This window comes from Pantoea sp. S61, from assembly GCF_016625145.1.
Lineage (GTDB): Bacteria > Pseudomonadota > Gammaproteobacteria > Enterobacterales > Enterobacteriaceae > Pantoea > Pantoea rwandensis_B.
Genome location: NZ_JACVUO010000019.1, coordinates 84,672 through 104,184, shown reverse-complemented (window position 1 = coordinate 104,184; position 19,513 = coordinate 84,672). Strand labels below are relative to the sequence as shown.

The window sequence follows — 19,513 nt, the reverse complement described above, 5'->3', positions numbered from 1 at the left end:
GCCCCCAGCCCCCAGCAAAGACAGCACCAGGCAATCTACCGGTCGCATCCCACCAAACTGGCAGCAAAAAAAAGAGCACAAGGTTTAACCCTCATGCTCTCTACGCTCAGCAGGAAGAAAAGACTTAGCCTTCAGCCTGCTGTGACTGAATAGCGGTCAGTGCGATGGTATAAACAATGTCATCCACCAATGCGCCACGTGACAAATCGTTCACCGGCTTGCGCATACCCTGCAGCATCGGCCCGATGGAAATCAGATCGGCCGAACGCTGAACCGCTTTGTAAGTGGTGTTACCGGTGTTCAGATCCGGGAAGATAAACACGGTTGCACGACCTGCAACAGCAGAGTTTGGTGCTTTCGACTTCGCGACATCTTCCATAATGGCGGCGTCATACTGCAACGGACCATCGATCACCAGATCAGGACGTTTCTCCTGAGCAATACGCGTCGCTTCGCGTACCTTCTCAACGTCGCTACCCGCACCGGAGTTACCGGTTGAGTAGGAAATCATCGCTACGCGTGGATCGATACCAAAGGCTTTGGCGGAATCCGCAGACTGAATCGCGATCTCTGCCAGCTGTTCTGGATTTGGATCCGGGTTAATCGCACAGTCGCCATACACCAGCACCTGCTCAGGCAGCAGCATAAAGAACACTGAAGACACCAGCGAACTGTTTGGCGCGGTCTTGATCAACTGCAACGGCGGACGAATGGTGTTAGCGGTGGTATGCACTGCACCCGACACCAAACCGTCCACTTCGCCGCGTTCCAGCATCATGGTACCGAGCATCACGTTATCTTCCAGCTGCTCCTGCGCGACCACTTCGGTCATGCCTTTGCTCTTACGCAACTCAACCAAACGCGGCACATAATTCTCGCGCACCACTTCTGGATCGACAATCTCAATGCCTTGGCCCAGCACCACACCCTGTGCGGCAGCCACACGCTGGATCTCGTCAGGATTACCCAACAGCACACAAGATGCAATGCCACGCTCGGCGCAAATCGCAGCGGCTTTCACCGTACGCGGCTCGTCACCTTCTGGCAGCACAATACGTTTGCCGGCTTTACGTGCCAGCTCGGTCAGTTGATAACGGAAGGCTGGTGGAGACAGACGACGGCTACGCTCGGACGTTGCAGTGAGTGATTCCACCCAATCGGCATCGATAAAGCTGGCCACATACTCCTGCACCTTCTCAATGCGCTGGGTATCATCTGCAGGGACTTCCAGATTAAAGCTCTGCAGGCTCAGTGAGGTCTGCCAGGTATTGGTTTTCACCATAAACACCGGCAGGCCCGTCTGGAAGGCACGTTCACACAGACGCGCAATCGGTGCTTCAATCTGATAACCACCGGTCAGCAACACGGCACCAATCTCAATACCGTTCATGGCGGCGAGACACGCTGCAACCAACACGTCTGGACGATCGGCTGACGTCACCAACAGTGAACCTGGACGGAAGTGCTCCAGCATATGCGGAATACTACGTGCGCAGAAAGTCACCGATTTCACGCGGCGGGTCTGGATCTCACCTTCGTTAATAATCTCTGCATTCAGATGGCGGCACATATCGATGGCACGCGTCGCGATCAGATCGAAACTCCAGGGTACACAGCCGAGAATCGGCAATGGACTGTTAGCAAACAGCTGCTTAGGATCGATATTGGCAATATTCGCTTTCGTCGAATCATCGAAAATTTCAGACAGGTCAGGGCGCGTACGACCCTGCTCATCCACTGGCGCGTTAAGCTTATTAATGATCACGCCGGTGATGTTCTTGTTCTTACTGCCGCCAAAGCTGCTTTGCGTTAATTCAATGCGCTCTTTCAACTGCGCAGGCGAATCATTGCCCAGCGCCGTCACGAACACGATTTCTGCATTCAGGGTTTTAGCGATTTCATAGTTCAGTGAAGAGGCAAACTGATGCTTACGGGTTGGCACCAGCCCCTCCACCAACACCACTTCCGCGTCTTGCGCATTCGCGTGGTAGTTAGCAATGATCTCTTCCATCAACACGTCTTGCTGGTTCGAACCCAACAGTGACTCAACGCGTGACATCTGCAGCGGTTCAGCGGCAGGGATCGCGGAGTTCTTACGAATGATGGTGGTGGTCTGATCTGGCGCATCGCCGCCCGCACGTGGCTGGGCAATCGGCTTGAACACGCTCAGGCGAACGCCTTTGCGCTCCATGGCACGAATCACGCCGAGGCTGACGCTGGTCAGGCCGACGCTGGTGCCGGTAGGGATGAGCATGATTGTACGTGACACTATAAAAACCTCTCAGGTGTTGCAGACTAGCCAAAACAACTCCGTCAGCCTGAGCTGACGGAGAGAAGTGTATTTAGGCGGTCAGACGCGCGGCGTCCTGGGCGATGACCAACTCTTCGTTGGTTGGGATCACCACGGCCGGGCGGGTGCCCTCTTTGTTGATAAAACCAGACTTACCAAAGCGGGCAGCAAGGTTACGCTCGTGATCCACTTCGAAGCCCAGCAATGCGAGTTTTGCCAATGACAGCTCACGCACCATCGCCGCATTCTCACCGATACCACCGGTGAACACCACGGCATCCAGGCGACCTTCCATCAACGCGCTATAGCTGCCGATGTATTTCGCCAGACGGTGGCAGAACACGTCCATCGCACGCTTAGCATCTTCTTTAGTCGCGTAGTTGTCTTCAACATAGCGGCAGTCACTGGTGACTTCGGTCAGACCCAGCAGACCAGACTCTTTGGTCAGCAGTTTGTTGATCGCATCCACGCTCATACCCAGCGTGTCATGCAGGAAGAACACGATCGCCGGGTCGATATCACCACTGCGGGTGCCCATGACCAGACCTTCCAGCGGCGTCAGACCCATAGAAGTATCGACGCACTGACCGTTGCGGATAGCAGAAACTGAACCGCCGTTACCGAGGTGGCAGGTGATGATGTTCAGTTCGTTGACTGGCTTGTTCAGCATTTTGGCGGCTTCCTGCGTCACATAGTAGTGGCTGGTGCCGTGTGCGCCATAGCGACGAACGCCGTGCTCTTTGTACAGTTTGTACGGCAGAGCATAAAGATAAGACTCTTCCGGCATAGTCTGATGGAATGCCGTATCAAAAACCGCCACATTCTTATCTGACAGGTGCGGGAAATTCTTCAACGCTTCGTCGATGCCGATAAGATGTGCCGGATTGTGCAGCGGGGCAAAAGAGGAAGCATCTTTAATACCCTGAATCACTGATTCATCGATGATGACCGATTTAGTCAGCTGCTCGCCGCCGTGAACGATACGATGGCCGATTGCAGCGATTTGTGCCGAAAGCTCTGGTTTTTGTGCCAGAATAGTTTTAACAATGAAGTTCAGCGCTTCACTGTGCGCTGCACCTGCGCCGAGAGGCGCTTCTTGTTTGCTGCCTTCCAGTTTCCATTTGATACGCGCTTCAGGTAAATGGAAACACTCCGCCAGACCTGACAGATATTCGTCACCGGTGGCTGGATTGAGGATGGCAAACTTAAGTGAAGAGCTGCCGCAGTTCAGAACCAGTACTAACTTCGTTGACATGGAAGTACCTATTGATTAAAGAGTGGCTAAAAATAACGCAATCAGACTAACAGCGTAGCCCATGAATGCTGGTAGATTAATGATTAACATCATGCGGTAGTCAAAAAGAGACCGACATGCAAAAAAATTTCGGTAATTTTACGCAGATTTTTGAAATCTGCTTAGCGAAACATGGCTCTAAACCGCTCTTTTATTGAGCTGTAGCTTCCGGTAATGTTGCTAAAACGGCGTCAGAATACCCACTGTCACCCGCAAAGACAAAATCTTTTGAAGGATGTCACGTAAAGTTGTGTAGTTATCATTTTATTTTAATCGTTGCAGAATTAGTTGAGGTCTATCATGGCGAATGACACAAGCAATCCCGGCTGGTTTGGTTTATTCCAGAACGGTCAGCGTTACATGAAGACCTGGCCAGCCGACAAACGACTGGCACCGATGTTCCCTGAAAACCGCGTGGTGACGGCAACGCGTTTTGCCATCCGCTTTATGCCCCCGCTGGCGATATTCACCCTGACGTGGCAAATCGCCATGGGCGGGCAGTTGGGACCGGCGATTGCCACCGCACTGTTTGCCTGCAGTCTGCCGATGCAGGGATTGTGGTGGCTGGGTAAACGCTCCATCACGCCATTGCCGCCGACTTTACTGCACTGGTTCCACGAAGTGCGCGCAAAACTGGAAGAAGCGGGACAAGCGATTGCCCCCGTTGATGGTAAACCGACTTACCAGGCGCTGGCCGATGTGCTGAAGCGCGCCTTCAAACAACTCGATCGTACCTTCCTCGACGATCTTTGATCGATCATCCCCTTTTACTGCCAGAGAATGTGTGCAGTAACCGGGTTTAAATCAAAGAAAAGTGATGCGGGCAAACACGCATCGCTTTCCTTGTGTAATCATTTATCCATTGTTTAAATCTTAAGCGGCCGTGATGGCCCGGGAGCGAACCGTGGAAATGACCCATGCACAACGACTGATCCTCTCCAATCAATACAAAATGATGGCGATGCTTGAGCCGGAAAATGCGGAGCGCTATCGCCGCTACCAGACCATCATCGAACGGGGCTACGGCCTGCAACTGCGCGAACTCGACAAAGAGTTTGGCGAGCTTACGGAAGCCACCTGCCGCCAGCTCATCGATATTATGGAAATGCACCATGCGCTGCATGTCTCCTGGTCGAACCTGAAAGAAGCCAGTACTATCGAAGAGCGCCGTCTGGCATTTCTCGGTTTTGACGCGGCCACCGAAGCACGCTATCTCGGCTATGTGCGCTTCATGGTGAACGTGGAAGGGCGCTACACCCAGTTTGATTCCGGTACGCATGGCTTCAATGCCCAGACGCCGATGTGGGAAAAATACCAACGCATGCTGGCGGTGTGGCACACTTGTCCGCGTCAGTATCATCTTAGCGCGAACGAAATCGCGCAGATTCTCAATGCCTGAATAAGGAGCGACGCGTGAAGTACAGGGGTTTTCTGTTTGATTTGGACGGTACGTTGGTGGATTCATTGCCTGCGGTGATCCGCGCATGGTCATTGTGGGGCGAGCGCCAGGGTATTGCGGCGGAAGAAGTCCTGAACTTCATACACGGTAAGCCAGCTATCAATTCATTGCGCCATTTTATGGCAGGACAGTCTGAAGAGGCGATTCAGGCGGAGTTTCTGTGGCTTGAACGTTTAGAATCAGAAGACACGCAGGGCGTGCAAGCGATTCCGGGGGCGAAGGCATTGCTCGCCACGCTTAACGAACTGCAGATTCCCTGGGCGATTGTGACCTCAGGATCGATCCCGGTGGCTCACGCGCGTCACAAAGCGGCAGGTTTACCCATGCCGGAAGTGTTCATTACCGCAGAAAACATCAAATTGGGTAAACCGAACCCGGAGCCGTATCTACTGGGTGCTGAACGCCTGGGGCTGCCTGCAGCGGAATGCGTTGTGGTTGAAGATGCTCCCGCCGGCATTATTGCCGGGCTGGAAGCGCGCAGTGCAGTGGTTGCCGTCAATGCACCCACGGATGCCCCGCGCCTGAATGAAGTGACCTGGCAGGTGAAAACACTGGAACCGCTGGTGGTTTCACCTGCAGAAAACGGCACGTTTACGCTTTCGGCCAACATCTGACAGAACGGGCCATAGCGGCCCGTTTTTTATAATGGGGTATCCTGAGAAATTTCATCCAGCGACAGGCTAAAGCTTGGAATAAATATCTCTACAAAGTAATCCATTTCTGGGGAACGACGCTGTGACAGTGTTTTCTCCAGGCGTGCCTTGGCCAGCAAAAACTCGTTATTTCCTGCTGACAGCTCTTCCAGACATTTCACGTAGGCGCACAGCGCGTCAGCCTGTTTCACCACCGCTTGTTCACTTTCGCTATGCAAATGCTCGTCAATCAACGGACGGTAGGCATCCTGCAATTCCGGCGGCAACATCTCGATCAACTTCTGCTGGGCGATCTTTTCGATCTTTTTGTACTCATGCGCAATTTGCGCGTTGTAATACTTCACCGGCGTGGGTAAATCACCGGTCAGCACTTCACTGGCATCGTGATACAGCGCCAGCATCGCAATACGCTCTGCATTGAGATTGCCGTTAAATTTTTTGTTTTTGATGATGGCCAACGCATGCGCCACCATCGCCACCTGAAGACTGTGTTCAGAGACATTTTCGGTGCGCACGTTGCGCATCAATGGCCAGCGATTGATCAGTTTAAGACGGGAGAGATGGGCGAAAAAGTGGCTACGGGTCATAGACGGTTCCTGTTCTCACGGCGGGGAAGGAGTGCCTTCCCCGAGATGAAAACAGTATATACCCTTCATACTTCGGGTTGCATGTGCGTGAGCTGAGTTCACTCACCCAATTCGCTCACGCAGGTAAGCAACCTGGATTCATTCACTTGCTGCCTGCATGCATTGCGGGTCAGTGTGTCAGACTACTGACGATAGCCTTGCAGGAAACGACCAAATTTATTGATCGCCATTTCCAGATCATCAACACGTGGCAAGGTCACGATGCGCACGTGATCCGGCCATGGCCAGTTAAAGGCGGTACCCTGAACCAGCAGCACTTTCTCTTGTAACAGGAAATCCAGCACCATTTTTTGATCGTCAAAGATGTTGAATTTCTTTGGATCGATGCGCGGGAACATGTACAAAGCACCTTGCGGTTTCACGCAGCTGACGCCCGGAATATCGTTAATCAATTCCCAGGCACGTTGGCGCTGTTCATACAAACGACCACCAGGTGCAATAAACTCGCTGATACTTTGATAGCCACCTAACGCTGTTTGAATCGCATGCTGAGCCGGTACGTTGGCGCACAAACGCATCGACGCCAGCATTTCCAGCCCTTCGATATAGCCCTTAGCGTGTTTCTTCGGACCGTTTAACACCATCCAACCCTGACGGAACCCCGCAACACGGTAGGTTTTAGACAGGCCATTAAAGGTCACGGTCAGCAGATCCGGCGCCAGTGCCGCAATCGAATGGTGCTGTGACTCGTCGTACAAAATCTTGTCGTAGATTTCGTCAGCGAAAATGATCAGGTTGTGCTGACGCGCAATCTCCACCACTTCCATCAGCAGTTCTTTGCTGTACACCGCACCCGTTGGGTTGTTCGGGTTGATGATGACGATGCCACGCGTGCGCGGGGTTATCTTACTGCGGATATCGTCCAAATCCGGGAACCAGCCCGCAGACTCATCACACAGATAATGCACAGCTTTACCGCTCGACAGCGACACGGCTGCCGTCCATAACGGATAATCTGGGGCAGGTACCAGCATCTCATCACCACTGTTCAGCAATGCTTGCATCGCCTGCACAATCAGTTCAGAGACACCATTACCAATGTAGATATCTTCGACGGTAACATCGCGCATATCACGCGCCTGGTAGTGCTGCATAATCGCTTTACGCGCCGAATACAGCCCTTTTGAATCACAATAGCCTTGCGAACTCGGCAGGTTGCGAATCACATCAACCAAAATTTCATCAGGGGCTTCAAAACCAAACGGGGCAGGGTTGCCGATGTTGAGTTTGAGAACTTTATTACCTTCTTCTTCCAGACGCTTAGCTTCTTTCAGTACCGGGCCACGGATGTCATAACAGACATTTTCCAGCTTGCCGGATTTATCAATTTGAAAATTCATCGTTACCGCCTTAACGGGCAGAGTCCTTTAACCTGCCACCAAAATCAAACCTGCCCAATTTACTCCTCTCATTGTCACAAAAGAAGGGCGGCTTAAGGTTTTGGCGCGTTTGCCAATGATTCCCGCCTCGGGTGGCGCAAAACGCAGTATATGAGGGTTAATCTGGTTAATAACTCTAGTGGTGGATATTTTTGTAATACAAAATGCTAATGATTTGTGCTGGTGCTGTAAAGCCGCTAATCCATAGGTATTGGAGGTCATTAAGAAATTTTTTATTTACATCCTGCAAAAAAAACCATTAGCGACCTGATGAAATAGTTAAAGAAATCTTGTTGGATGTCGAAGAACTAAACAGTGCCGTTGCAGCCATCGCTGGTGCCATTGAAGGTCACGCATTCTTAATCAGTTTAAGGTGGCAGCATGAAGCGCTGCGAAGTGACCTATTCTGAACACAGCAGCAGTTTAAATAGCACTTACACTGTAACTTTAACGCTGCTGCAGCAGTTTAAGAACCTGGGTGGTTAAAAAATGAGCGGCATTGTGGCAGGATGTAGCGGAAAAGGGATTTGGTCAAAAAATGCGATGATTTGATCGAAAACATTTCCCTTTAAAGCGTAAAAATGATTAAGTATAATTTATTATTTGATGCACTTTATCGCTTCGCATCAGCATAACATGATGTTATCTCTTTTTGACCCGCAGGCCGTTTTCGCGGGAAACTAGACAACTACGCAGCTTCCAGCACCTGTGCGACATACGTCTTCGGACCCGAAGTTGTTCTGTCTTATTAGACGGCGCTCCTCTGAATACAGAGTGACGTATCCGTCGGCATCCGCCTGACACGATTTTTCCATGACAGCTCCACACAGGGCTGTCATTAAGCACCATTACCTCTTATCTATTTGATAAGTAAAGTAATACACCAGGGTAGTAGTTTTAAAAAATCTTATAAGTGAAGAAAAAACATGACTAATGCAAATCGTCCGATACTGAATCTCGACCTCGATCTGCTGCGTACTTTTGTTGCTGTTGCTGACTTGAATACTTTTGCGGCGGCGGCTGCAGCAGTGTGCAGAACGCAATCCGCAGTAAGTCAGCAGATGCAACGTCTGGAACAATTGGTAGGTAAAGAGCTGTTTGCCAGACATGGACGTAATAAACTGTTGACGGAGCATGGCATCCAGTTGCTCGGCTACGCCAGAAAGATCCTTCGTTTCAACGACGAAGCGTGCACCTCTTTAATGTACAGCAACATCCAGGGCGTACTGACCATCGGCGCCTCCGATGACACTTCCGATACCATTCTGCCGTTCCTGCTTAACCGCGTAACGTCGGTCTATCCGAAGCTGGCCATTGATGTGCGCGTCAAACGCAACCCGTTCATGATGGAAATGCTGAATCAGGGTGAGGTTGATCTGGTTGTCACCACGTCCAGTCCTGGTAATTTCACCCATCAGGTCCTGCGTACCTCACCTACGCTTTGGTACTGTGCTGCGGATTACATCTTCCAGCGCGGCGAAGCCATTCCACTGGTGCTGCTGGATGAACCAAGTCCGTACCGTGACATGGCGATCGATCACCTGAATGAAGCGGGCATCCCATGGCGCATTTCGTATGTTGCATCAACGCTGGCAGCGGTACGTGCGGCAGTGAAAGCGGGTCTGGGTGTCACAGCACGTCCGGTTGAGATGATGAGTCCAGAGCTGCGTGTGATGGGTGCAGCTGAAGGGCTGCCGGTATTGCCGGACACTCAGTACCTGTTGTGTCGTAATCCAGACAGTGATAACGAGTTGGCGCTGGCGATCTTCAATGCGATGCAGTCGACCAACGATCCTTACAATCTGACGGCAAATCCAGATGGCACCCTGCTGTTGGATGACGAAGAGTAAGGAGAACAATAGCGGGTTATTCCTTCACATTGGAATACCGGTTAATTGTTAAAACTTATTAAAATGAGCCTTAGACTGATAAACATCAGCTAAGGCTTTTTTTATGCATTTTAATTCACGCTTTCTAACGCGATTCGCCATCAATAATATTCCTGTCTTCCTGAAAAATTGAGATTGTTCCATTTTTGCTCAAAGTGGAACTTATTTATCATTCCGTGCCATCTTTCCCAGGGCATTTGCCTGTACCGATCGCCGATTTTTACAGCAAAAAACACCATTATGTGTTCTGGATCAAAAAAATACCCCCTATAAGGGGGGGGAAATCCCTGTAAGACCTGTCAAAATATGATTGTTAAATGCACGATCCATGCATGTGAATACCCGCTACACTGAAATTAACCTCACAAACTGAAGCGATTTAGCTGGTATCATGGGGTTCGTTTGTTAATAATATGCTACGGGTGTTAATTAATGTTTGGATGCTTTTGTCAAAGTTGACAAAAGGTTATAGAAAGGAGTAAAAAACCCCATAAAATTGCTGCTTATTTGATAATGACAGCATAGTTTACAAGGTTTTTTATCCTTCCCTTGAATTCATGTGGTGTGTTTGCTGCAACAGTGCAGGATGCCAGCGCCACTTTTGATGAGTAAGCAAAGAGTATGTCGACAACCACAGAAGTGATCGCTCATCACTGGGCGTTTATTGTTTTTATTGTTATTGCATTTGGCCTGTGTGCCTTCATGTTGACCGGCGGTTGGTTGTTAGGTGGTCGTGCACGGGCACGCCATAAAGACACCCCGTTTGAATCGGGTATCGAATCCGTCGGTGATACTCATATTCGCCTCTCCGCTAAATTCTATCTGGTTGCGATGTTCTTCGTTATTTTCGACGTCGAAGCCCTCTATTTATACGCATGGTCGACTTCAATCCGTGAAAGCGGTTGGGTTGGCTTTGTCGAAGCCGCAATTTTCATTTTGGTGCTATTGGCAGGCCTGGTTTATCTGGTGCGCATCGGTGCACTGGATTGGGCTCCTGCGCGTCGTCGCGTAGTGGTCAAATCAATCCCGGTCAGCCACAACCACACCAACCCTCATAAGCAGTAAAAGCGAGGCAATAAGATGGACTACACGCTGACACGCGTAGACCCTAACGGCGGCGGTGATAACGATCGTTATCCTCTGCAGAAACAGGAGATTGTTACCGATCCCCTGGAGCAGCACGTTCATCGCAGCGTCTACATGGGCAAGCTCGAACACGCCCTGCATGACATGGTGAACTGGGGTCGTAAGAACTCTCTCTGGCCGTATAACTTCGGCCTTTCCTGTTGCTACGTGGAAATGACCACGTCATTCACTGCGGTGCATGACGTGGCGCGTTTTGGTGCGGAAGTTATGCGTGCCTCTCCACGTCAGGCTGATTTTATGGTGATCGCCGGTACGCCCTTTACCAAAATGGCGCCGGTTATTCAGCGTTTGTATGACCAGATGCTGGAACCGAAATGGGTGATCTCCATGGGCGCTTGTGCAAACTCGGGCGGCATGTACGACATCTACTCTGTGGTGCAAGGCGTGGATAAATTCCTGCCGGTTGACGTGTACATTCCGGGCTGCCCACCGCGTCCTGAAGCTTACATGCAGGCGCTGCTGTTGCTGCGTGAGTCGATTGGCAAAGAGCGCCGTCCACTGTCGTGGGTGGTGGGTGATCAGGGCGTTTATCGCGCCAATATGCAGCCAGAGCGTGAGAGAAAACGCGGCGAGCGTATTGCCGTCACTAACCTGAGAACGCCAGACGAAGTTTAAGCTTCCCGTACACGGATGGCACAACGGCCGCAGCAGAACATCACAATTTAATGTGCGCCGCCATCCTGACGCCTTCTTTTGAGTGCCTGATGACAGGCCGGAATGGTGAGTAACGTATGACAGATTTAACCACGCAAGATCTCGCTCAGCCTGCATGGCAAACCCGTGACCATCTGGATGATCCAGTGGTCGGCGAGCTGCGTAACCGTTTTGGGCCGGATGCCTTTACCGTTCAGGCCACCCGCACCGGTATTCCGGTCGTCTGGGTGAAACGTGAACAGTTACTGGAAATTGTCGAATTCTTGCGTAAGCTGCCAAAGCCGTACGTCATGCTGTATGACTTGCACGGCTTCGATGAGCGTTTACGTACCAACCGCGCCGGTTTACCCGCCGCGGATTTTTCCGTTTTCTATCACCTGCTTTCGATTGAACGCAACCGCGACATCATGCTCAAGGTGGCGCTGTCTGAAAACGATCTGAATGTGCCAACCATCACCAAAATCTTCGCCAATGCCAACTGGTATGAGCGCGAAACCTGGGAGATGTTTGGTATCACCTTTAATGGTCACCCGCACCTGACGCGCATCATGATGCCGCAGACCTGGGAAGGCCATCCGCTGCGTAAAGATTACCCGGCGCGTGCCACTGAGTTCGACCCGTTCGAGCTGACCAAACAGAAAGAAGATCTGGAGATGGAGGCGCTGACCTTCAAGCCTGAAGACTGGGGCATGAAGCGTAGTACCACCAATGAGGACTTCATGTTCCTCAACCTGGGTCCTAACCACCCGTCCGCGCACGGTGCCTTCCGTATCATCCTGCAGTTGGATGGCGAAGAGATCGTCGACTGCGTACCCGATGTCGGTTATCACCACCGTGGTGCCGAGAAGATGGGTGAGCGTCAATCCTGGCACAGCTACATTCCGTACACTGACCGTATCGAGTATCTCGGCGGCTGCGTGAACGAGATGCCTTACGTGCTGGCGGTGGAAAAATTAGCCGGGATTACCGTACCAGATCGCGTCAACGTGATCCGCGTGATGCTGTCTGAGCTGTTCCGCATCAACAGCCACTTGCTGTACATCTCTACCTTCATTCAGGACGTTGGCGCGATGACACCGGTGTTCTTCGCCTTTACCGACCGTCAGAAAATTTATGACGTGGTTGAAGCGATTACCGGTTTCCGTATGCACCCAGCCTGGTTCCGCATCGGCGGTGTGGCACACGATCTGCCGAAAGGGTGGGAGCGTCTGCTGCGTGAGTTCCTCGACTGGATGCCGAAGCGTCTGAAAGAGTATGACAAAGCCGCACTGCGCAATACCGTGTTGATGGGCCGTTCGCAAGGCGTTGCGGCCTATAACATGGACGAAGCGCTGGCGTGGGGCACCACCGGTGCTGGCTTGCGTGCCACCGGCCTCGACTTTGACGTACGTAAATGGCGTCCGTATTCAGGCTATGAAAACTTCGATTTTGAGATCCCAGTTGGCGCAGGCATTAGTGATGCCTACACCCGCGTTCAACTGAAAATGGAAGAGATGTGGCAGTCACTGCGCATTCTGGAACAGTGCCTGAAAAACATGCCGGAAGGCCCGTTCAAAGCGGATCACCCGCTGACCACGCCGCCACCGAAAGAGCGCACGCTGCAACACATCGAAACCCTGATCACGCACTTCCTGCAAGTTTCGTGGGGCCCGGTGATGCCGGCCAACGAATCCTTCCAGATGATTGAAGCGACGAAAGGGATCAACAGCTACTACCTGACCAGCGATGGCAGCACCATGAGCTACCGCACCCGCGTGCGTACGCCAAGCTTCCCGCATCTGCAGCAGATCCCATCGGTGATCCGCGGCAGCCTGGTATCCGACTTGATCGTATACCTCGGTAGTATCGATTTTGTTATGTCAGACGTGGACCGCTAATTATGCACGATCAAAAAATTGCCATTCACACTATCGACCCTGATGAGGTCTTTGTGCTGAGCGAGACCGAGCACCACGCTATCGAGCACGAAAAACACCATTACGAAGATGCGCGCGCCGCTTCGATTGAAGCGTTGAAGATCGTGCAGAAACAGCGTGGTTGGGTACCGGACGGTGCCATCAATGCCATTGCTGACGTGCTGGGTATTCCAGCCAGTGACGTAGAAGGTGTGGCCACTTTCTATAGCCAGATTTACCGTACGCCGGTAGGCCGTCACGTTATTCGTTACTGCGACAGCGTGGTGTGCCACATCACAGGTTTTCAGGGCATTCAGGCCGCGCTTGAGCAGAACCTGAATATCAAGCCTGGCCAGACCACAGCCGATGGCCGCTTTACCCTGCTGCCAACCTGCTGCCTGGGCAACTGTGACAAAGGCCCAACCATGATGGTGGATGAAGATACCCATGTTCATCTGACCCCGGAAGGCATCGCCAATCTGCTGGAGCAGTATCAATGACCATTAAACAGATCATTCGTACTGCGGAAACTCATCCACTCACCTGGCGTCTGCGCGACGACAAGCAGCCGGTATGGATCGATGAATATCGCAGTAAAAACGGTTATGTCGGCGCTGATAAAGCACTGAAAGGCATGAGCCAGGACGAAATCGTTGCGGCAGTGAAAGACTCCGGTCTGAAAGGTCGCGGTGGCGCAGGCTTTAACACCGGCCTGAAGTGGAGCCTGATGCCGAAAGACGAATCCATGAACATCCGTTACCTGCTGTGTAACGCCGATGAAATGGAGCCAGGCACCTATAAAGACCGCCTGCTGATGGAGCAAATGCCGCACCAGTTGGTGGAAGGTATGCTGATCAGTGCGTTCGCCTTGAAAGCCTACCGTGGCTACATCTTCTTGCGTGGCGAGTACATCGAAGCGGCCGTGCATCTGCGCCGTGCGATTGCCGAAGCCACCGAAGCGGGCTACCTCGGTAAAAACATTCTCGGCACCGGTTTCGATTTTGAACTGATCGTGCACACCGGCGCGGGACGTTACATCTGTGGTGAAGAGACCGCGCTGATCAACTCACTGGAAGGTCGCCGCGCGAACCCGCGTTCTAAGCCACCATTCCCAGCGAGTGCGGGCGTATGGGGCAAGCCAACCTGCGTCAACAACGTGGAAACCTTGTCCAACGTCCCAGCCATCTTCCTCAACGGCGTTGACTGGTACAAGAACATCTCTACCAGCGAAGACACCGGCACCAAAATGATGGGCTTCTCTGGCCGCGTGAAAAACCCTGGCGTGTGGGAACTGCCGTTTGGCACGACCGCGCGTGAAATTCTGGAAGATTATGCCGGTGGCATGCGTGATGGCCTGAAGTTTAAAGCCTGGCAGCCAGGCGGTGCAGGTACGGATTTCCTGACCGATCAACATCTCGACCTGCCAATGGAATTTGCCAGCATCGGTAAAGCCGGTAGCCGTTTAGGTACTGCGCTGGCGATGGCGGTCGATCATGAGATTGGTATGGTGTCGCTGGTGCGTAACCTCGAAGAGTTTTTTGCGCGTGAATCCTGTGGCTGGTGTACGCCGTGCCGTGATGGCTTGCCATGGAGCGTGAAGATCCTGCGTGCGTTGGAGCAGAAAAAAGGCCAGCCGGGTGACATCGAAACCCTGCTGCAACTTTGCCGCCAACTCGGCCCAGGTAAAACCTTCTGTGCCCACGCACCGGGTGCCGTTGAGCCATTGCAGAGCGCGATTAAATATTTCCGTGAAGAGTTTGAAGCCGGCATTGCGCCGCAGGTGTTTGGCAATACCCGATCGATCGGTGGTATTCAGCCCAACCTGCTGAAAGCGCGCTGGTAATCAGCCGCCGTACACGGAATTCACCCTGCGCCGACACGGCGCGGGGGACAGAATTAGATGTTTAACGCTCGTCTTAGGGCGAGCCTTACGGAAGCATGTTCACTATGGCTACAATCCATGTAGACGGTAAAGAATATGATGTGAACGGAGCCGACAACCTGTTGCAGGCGTGTCTCTCTCTGGGCCTTGATATTCCTTATTTTTGCTGGCATCCGGCGCTGGGAAGCGTGGGTGCCTGCCGCCAGTGCGCGGTGAAGCAATTCCAGAATGCCGAAGATACCCGTGGTCGTCTTGTTATGTCATGCATGACACCGGCGTCGGACGGCACCTTTATCTCCATCGACGATGGCGAAGCGAAAGAGTTTCGTGAAAGCGTGGTGGAATGGCTGATGACCAACCACCCGCACGACTGTCCAGTGTGCGAAGAGGGCGGTAACTGCCATCTGCAAGATATGACGGTCATGACGGGCCACAGCTTCCGTCGTTACCGCTTCACCAAACGTACGCACCAGAATCAGGACCTCGGCCCGTTCATTTCCCATGAAATGAACCGCTGTATTGCCTGCTATCGCTGCGTGCGTTACTACAAAGATTACGCAGACGGCAAAGATCTCGGCGTTTACGGTGCCCACGACAACGTTTACTTCGGTCGCCCGGAAGATGGCTCGCTGGAGAGCGAGTTCTCCGGTAACCTGGTCGAAATCTGCCCGACCGGCGTATTCACCGATAAAACGCACTCCGAACGCTACAACCGTAAATGGGATATGCAGTTCGCACCGAGCATCTGCCAGCAGTGCAGCGTGGGTTGTAACACCAGCCCAGGCGAACGTTATGGTGAATTGCGTCGTATTGAAAACCGCTACAACGGCACCGTAAACCACTATTTCCTGTGTGACCGTGGTCGCTTTGGTTACGGCTATGTAAACCGCAAAGATCGTCCACGTCATCCAGTACAGAAACGCGGTAACGATTGGGTCAGCCTCAACGCTGAACAAGCGGTGAATGCGGCGGCTGACGTACTGCGTCAGGCGAAGCGTGTGATCGGCATTGGGTCACCGCGTGCCAGCATTGAAAGTAACTTTGCGCTGCGTGAACTCGTCGGCGCGGAAAACTTCTCCACCGGTATGCCTGCCGCTGAGCAAGCACGCGTGGAATTGATGCTGAAAGTACTGCAGGAAGGCGGTATCTATACGCCATCACTGCGTGAAATCGAAAGCTACGATGCAGTGCTGGTGCTGGGTGAAGATCTGACGCAGGTTGGTGCGCGTGTCGCACTCTCTGTGCGTCAGGCGGTGAAAGGCAAAGCGCGTGAAATGGCAGCAGCCCAGAAAGTGGCTGACTGGCAGATCGCGGCGATCCTGAACATCGGTCAGCACGCCAAACATCCGCTGTTCGTCACCAACGTTGATGAAACCCGTCTTGATGATATCGCGGCGTGGAGCTATCGCGCACCGGTGGAAGATCAGGCTCGTCTCGGTTTCGCCATTGCCAATGCGCTCGATGAAACAGCTCCAGCCGTCAGTGGCTTTGACAGCAAGCTGAACGGCAAGCTGGATGTGGTGGTACAGGCGTTAGCCGGTGCCAAAAAGCCACTGATCATTTCTGGTACCCACTCTGGCAGCACCGCGATGATTGAAGCGGCCGCCAACGTGGCGAAAGCACTGAAAGGTCGCGGTGCCGATGTCGGTATCACCTTCCTTGCGGGTGCCGCCAACAGCTTTGGTCTCGGCCTGATGGGTGGACAATCGCTGGATAGCGCGCTGGAACAGCTGGATAAAGGCGAAGCGGAAGCGCTGGTGGTGTTGGAAAACGATCTTTACCGTCACGCACCGAAAGCCACCGTGGATGCGGCTTTGCACAACACCGCACACGTGATTGTGGTTGATCATCAGCGCACGGCGACGCTGGAAAAAGCCGGTCTGGTGCTCTCGACTGCGAGCTTCGCAGAGAGTGATGGCACCTCGATCAACCAGGAAGGCCGCGCACAGCGTTTCTTCCAGGTTTACGATCCGTCTTACTACGACAACAACATTGTGATGCTGGAGAGCTGGCGCTGGCTGCACTCGCTGCACAGCACTGTTGAAAGCCGTCAGATTGACTGGACGCTGCTTGATCACGTGATCGATGCCACCGTTGCAGCATTGCCGCAGCTGAAAGGTATTAAAGACGCGGCGCCGGACGCAAGCTTCCGTATTCGCGGTCAGAAACTGGCGCGTTCACCGCACCGTAACAGTGGCCGTACCGCGATGCGTGCCAATATTAGCGTGCACGAACCGCGTCAGCCGCAAGACAAAGACACCATGTTTGCCTTCTCGATGGAGGGTAACAACCAACCAAGCGCACCACGTTCGCAGATTCCATTCGCCTGGGCACCAGGCTGGAACTCCCCGCAAGCATGGAACAAGTTCCAGGCTGAAGTCGGTGGGAAACTGCGTCATGGCGATCCGGGTGTGCGTCTGTTTGAAGCGAGCGAAGGATCACTGCCGTGGTTCACCGCCGTGCCAGAAAGCTTTGTTGAAGGCAGCCAATATCGCGTTGCACCTTACTATCAGCTGTTTGGTAGTGAAGAGATGACTCAGCGTTCACCGACCTTCCAGAAGCGTATGTCGCCAGCCACGCTGGTGATTAACCCGGCTGATGCAGAGAAACTGGGCGTCAACAACGGCTCTGCGGTTGAACTGGTTTGTGCCGGTGAAACGCTGCGTCTGCCAGTACGCTTCTCCACTTCCCTGCAAGCAGGGCAGGTGGGTCTGCCGCTGGGTATGCCAGGTGTGCCGCCGTTCCTCTCAGGTGCGCAAGTTGACAAACTGCAGGAGGCTGCACAATGAGCTGGCTGACACCGGACGCTATCGACATCCTCATCCAGATCCTGAAAACCATTGTGATCCTGCTGGTGGTGGTGGGTTGTGGTGCCTTTATGAGTTTCGCCGAGCGTCGTCTGCTCGGCTTATGGCAGAATCGTTATGGACCGAACCGTGTTGGCTGGGGCGGCTCGCTGCAGCTCGCCGCTGACATGATCAAAATGTTCTTCAAAGAGGACTGGGTTCCGCCGTTTACCGATCGCTTCATCTTTACTCTGGCACCGGTTATTGCCTTTGTATCGCTGCTGCTGGCGTTTGCCATCGTGCCGGTTTCGCCGACCTGGATGGTCACCGACCTGAATATCGGTCTGCTGTTCTTCCTGATGATGGCGGGTCTGGCAGTCTATGCCGTGCTGTTCGCCGGTTGGTCGAGTAACAACAAATACTCGCTGCTGGGTGCGATGCGTGCGTCGGCGCAGACGCTGAGCTACGAAGTGTTCCTTGGCCTGTCGCTGATGGGTGTGGTGGCGCAAGCCGGTTCATTCAACATGAACGCCATCGTCGAGAGCCAGACGCACTTGTGGAACATCATTCCGCAGTTCTTCGGCTTCGTGACCTTCTGCATCGCGGGCGTCGCGGTGTGTCACCGTCATCCGTTTGACCAACCAGAAGCGGAACAGGAACTGGCTGATGGTTACCACATCGAATACGCCGGTATGAAGTTCGGTCTGTTCTTCGTCGGTGAATACGTGGCGATCACCACCGTTTCAGCGCTGATTGTGACGCTGTTCTTCGGTGGCTGGCACGGTCCATTCCTGCCGCCATTCATCTGGTTCGCCCTGAAAACGGCGTTCTTTATGGTGATGTTTATCCTGATTCGTGCTGCGCTCCCGCGTCCACGTTATGACCAGGTGCTGTCGTTCGGCTGGAAAGTGTGTCTGCCGTTGACGTTATTGAACCTGCTGGCGACTGCCGCAGTGATTCTGTACAGCGCGCAGTAAGGGGTTTTGAGATGACTTTAAAAGATATTGTCGTTGGCTTCGGCACGACAGTGCGCAGTATCTGGATGATAGGCATGCACGCCTTCGCCAAGCGCGAAACCCAGATGTATCCAGAAGAGCCGGTCTATCTGCCGCCGCGCTACCGTGGTCGTATCGTACTGACGCGCGATCCCGACGGCGAAGAGCGTTGCGTTGCCTGTAACCTTTGTGCGGTAGCCTGCCCAGTGGGTTGTATCTCACTGCAGAAAGCGGAAACGGTTGATGGTCGTTGGTATCCGGAGTTCTTCCGCATCAACTTCTCGCGCTGCATCTTCTGCGGTCTGTGCGAAGAAGCCTGCCCGACCACGGCGATTCAGCTGACCCCCGATTTCGAGTTGGGTGAGTTCAAGCGTCAGGATCTGGTGTACGAGAAGCAGGACCTGCTGATTTCCGGTCCGGGTAAATATCCGGAGTACAACTTCTATCGCATGGCGGGTATGGCGATCGACGGGAAAGAGAAAGGCGAAGCGGAAAACGAAGCCAAGCCAATCGACGTCAAAAGCTTGTTACCTTAAGGAGCCAG

At 53.0% G+C, this 19,513-nt stretch carries 17 protein-coding genes; 12 read left to right on the top strand and 5 right to left on the bottom strand.

The window, feature by feature from the left end:
• Positions 1 to 124 precede the first annotated feature (124 nt).
• Positions 125 to 2,269, bottom strand: coding sequence for a phosphate acetyltransferase (gene pta, locus IAE30_RS25135; protein ID WP_182058733.1), 2,145 nt, complete (start codon positions 2,267 to 2,269; stop codon positions 125 to 127).
• Between the two features lie 73 nt (positions 2,270 to 2,342).
• Entirely contained in the window at positions 2,343 to 3,545 is a 1,203-nt protein-coding gene (ackA, locus tag IAE30_RS25130) for an acetate kinase (protein ID WP_038645725.1), read from the bottom strand.
• A gap of 339 nt (positions 3,546 to 3,884) precedes the next feature.
• Here ackA and yfbV point away from each other — a divergent pair, with 339 nt between their 5' ends.
• The 3 genes from yfbV to IAE30_RS25115 all read left to right on the top strand — a co-directional run bounded on the left by yfbV (position 3,885) and on the right by IAE30_RS25115 (position 5,657).
• Positions 3,885 to 4,337 (top strand): terminus macrodomain insulation protein YfbV, encoded by a 453-nt coding sequence (gene yfbV, locus IAE30_RS25125; protein WP_034825085.1) that lies wholly within the window; start codon positions 3,885 to 3,887, stop codon positions 4,335 to 4,337.
• A gap of 151 nt (positions 4,338 to 4,488) precedes the next feature.
• Complete coding sequence (locus IAE30_RS25120; RefSeq protein ID WP_045813653.1) at positions 4,489 to 4,983, top strand: YfbU family protein; 495 nt, start codon at positions 4,489 to 4,491, stop codon at positions 4,981 to 4,983.
• A gap of 14 nt (positions 4,984 to 4,997) precedes the next feature.
• Complete coding sequence (locus IAE30_RS25115; RefSeq protein WP_200681187.1) at positions 4,998 to 5,657, top strand: sugar phosphatase; 660 nt, start codon at positions 4,998 to 5,000, stop codon at positions 5,655 to 5,657.
• Between the two features lie 26 nt (positions 5,658 to 5,683).
• On the opposite strand, the gene yfbR is transcribed toward IAE30_RS25115, so the two are convergent.
• From yfbR to IAE30_RS25100, 3 genes are all read right to left on the bottom strand, one after another.
• Positions 5,684 to 6,283 (bottom strand): 5'-deoxynucleotidase, encoded by a 600-nt coding sequence (gene yfbR / locus IAE30_RS25110; RefSeq protein ID WP_034825080.1) that lies wholly within the window; start codon positions 6,281 to 6,283, stop codon positions 5,684 to 5,686.
• Positions 6,284 to 6,465: 182 nt separating this feature from the next.
• Positions 6,466 to 7,683, bottom strand: a complete 1,218-nt coding sequence (locus IAE30_RS25105; protein WP_034825078.1) for a pyridoxal phosphate-dependent aminotransferase — start codon at positions 7,681 to 7,683, stop codon at positions 6,466 to 6,468.
• Positions 7,684 to 7,710: 27 nt separating this feature from the next.
• The gene (locus IAE30_RS25100) at positions 7,711 to 7,944 is read right to left on the bottom strand and encodes a hypothetical protein (RefSeq protein ID WP_200681186.1); all 234 of its coding nucleotides are present in this window, start codon (positions 7,942 to 7,944) and stop codon (positions 7,711 to 7,713) included.
• Positions 7,945 to 8,648: 704 nt separating this feature from the next.
• Between IAE30_RS25100 and lrhA the strand changes: the two genes are divergently transcribed.
• The 9 genes from lrhA (at position 8,649) to nuoI (ending at position 19,505) form a co-directional block, all read left to right on the top strand.
• A complete protein-coding gene (gene lrhA, locus IAE30_RS25095; RefSeq protein WP_034825076.1) occupies positions 8,649 to 9,572 on the top strand; it encodes a transcriptional regulator LrhA in 924 nt (307 codons plus the stop codon).
• Between the two features lie 660 nt (positions 9,573 to 10,232).
• Positions 10,233 to 10,676 carry an NADH-quinone oxidoreductase subunit A gene (locus IAE30_RS25090; RefSeq protein ID WP_034825074.1) on the top strand — a complete coding sequence of 148 codons (444 nt, stop codon included), beginning with the start codon at positions 10,233 to 10,235 and terminating at the stop codon, positions 10,674 to 10,676.
• Positions 10,677 to 10,691: 15 nt separating this feature from the next.
• Positions 10,692 to 11,372 carry an NADH-quinone oxidoreductase subunit B family protein gene (locus IAE30_RS25085; protein WP_007889318.1) on the top strand — a complete coding sequence of 227 codons (681 nt, stop codon included), beginning with the start codon at positions 10,692 to 10,694 and terminating at the stop codon, positions 11,370 to 11,372.
• A 116-nt stretch (positions 11,373 to 11,488) separates the two neighbouring features.
• On the top strand, positions 11,489 to 13,288 hold the full coding sequence (gene nuoC, locus IAE30_RS25080; protein ID WP_045813647.1) for an NADH-quinone oxidoreductase subunit C/D: 1,800 nt from the start codon (positions 11,489 to 11,491) through the stop codon (positions 13,286 to 13,288).
• Positions 13,289 to 13,290: 2 nt separating this feature from the next.
• Positions 13,291 to 13,806: an NADH-quinone oxidoreductase subunit NuoE gene (nuoE, locus tag IAE30_RS25075; protein ID WP_038645741.1), complete on the top strand. Its 516-nt coding sequence runs from the start codon at positions 13,291 to 13,293 to the stop codon at positions 13,804 to 13,806.
• A gap of 2 nt (positions 13,807 to 13,808) precedes the next feature.
• Positions 13,809 to 15,149, top strand: coding sequence for an NADH-quinone oxidoreductase subunit NuoF (nuoF, locus tag IAE30_RS25070; protein ID WP_176505727.1), 1,341 nt, complete (start codon positions 13,809 to 13,811; stop codon positions 15,147 to 15,149).
• Between the two features lie 104 nt (positions 15,150 to 15,253).
• Complete coding sequence (gene nuoG / locus IAE30_RS25065) at positions 15,254 to 17,977, top strand: NADH-quinone oxidoreductase subunit NuoG (RefSeq protein ID WP_200681185.1); 2,724 nt, start codon at positions 15,254 to 15,256, stop codon at positions 17,975 to 17,977.
• Positions 17,974 to 18,951 carry an NADH-quinone oxidoreductase subunit NuoH gene (gene nuoH, locus IAE30_RS25060; protein WP_045813644.1) on the top strand — a complete coding sequence of 326 codons (978 nt, stop codon included), beginning with the start codon at positions 17,974 to 17,976 and terminating at the stop codon, positions 18,949 to 18,951. The genes nuoG and nuoH overlap by 4 nt, the downstream gene beginning before the upstream one ends.
• An 11-nt stretch (positions 18,952 to 18,962) precedes the next feature.
• Entirely contained in the window at positions 18,963 to 19,505 is a 543-nt protein-coding gene (gene nuoI, locus IAE30_RS25055) for an NADH-quinone oxidoreductase subunit NuoI (protein ID WP_034825061.1), read from the top strand.
• The last annotated feature ends 8 nt before the right edge of the window (positions 19,506 to 19,513 follow it).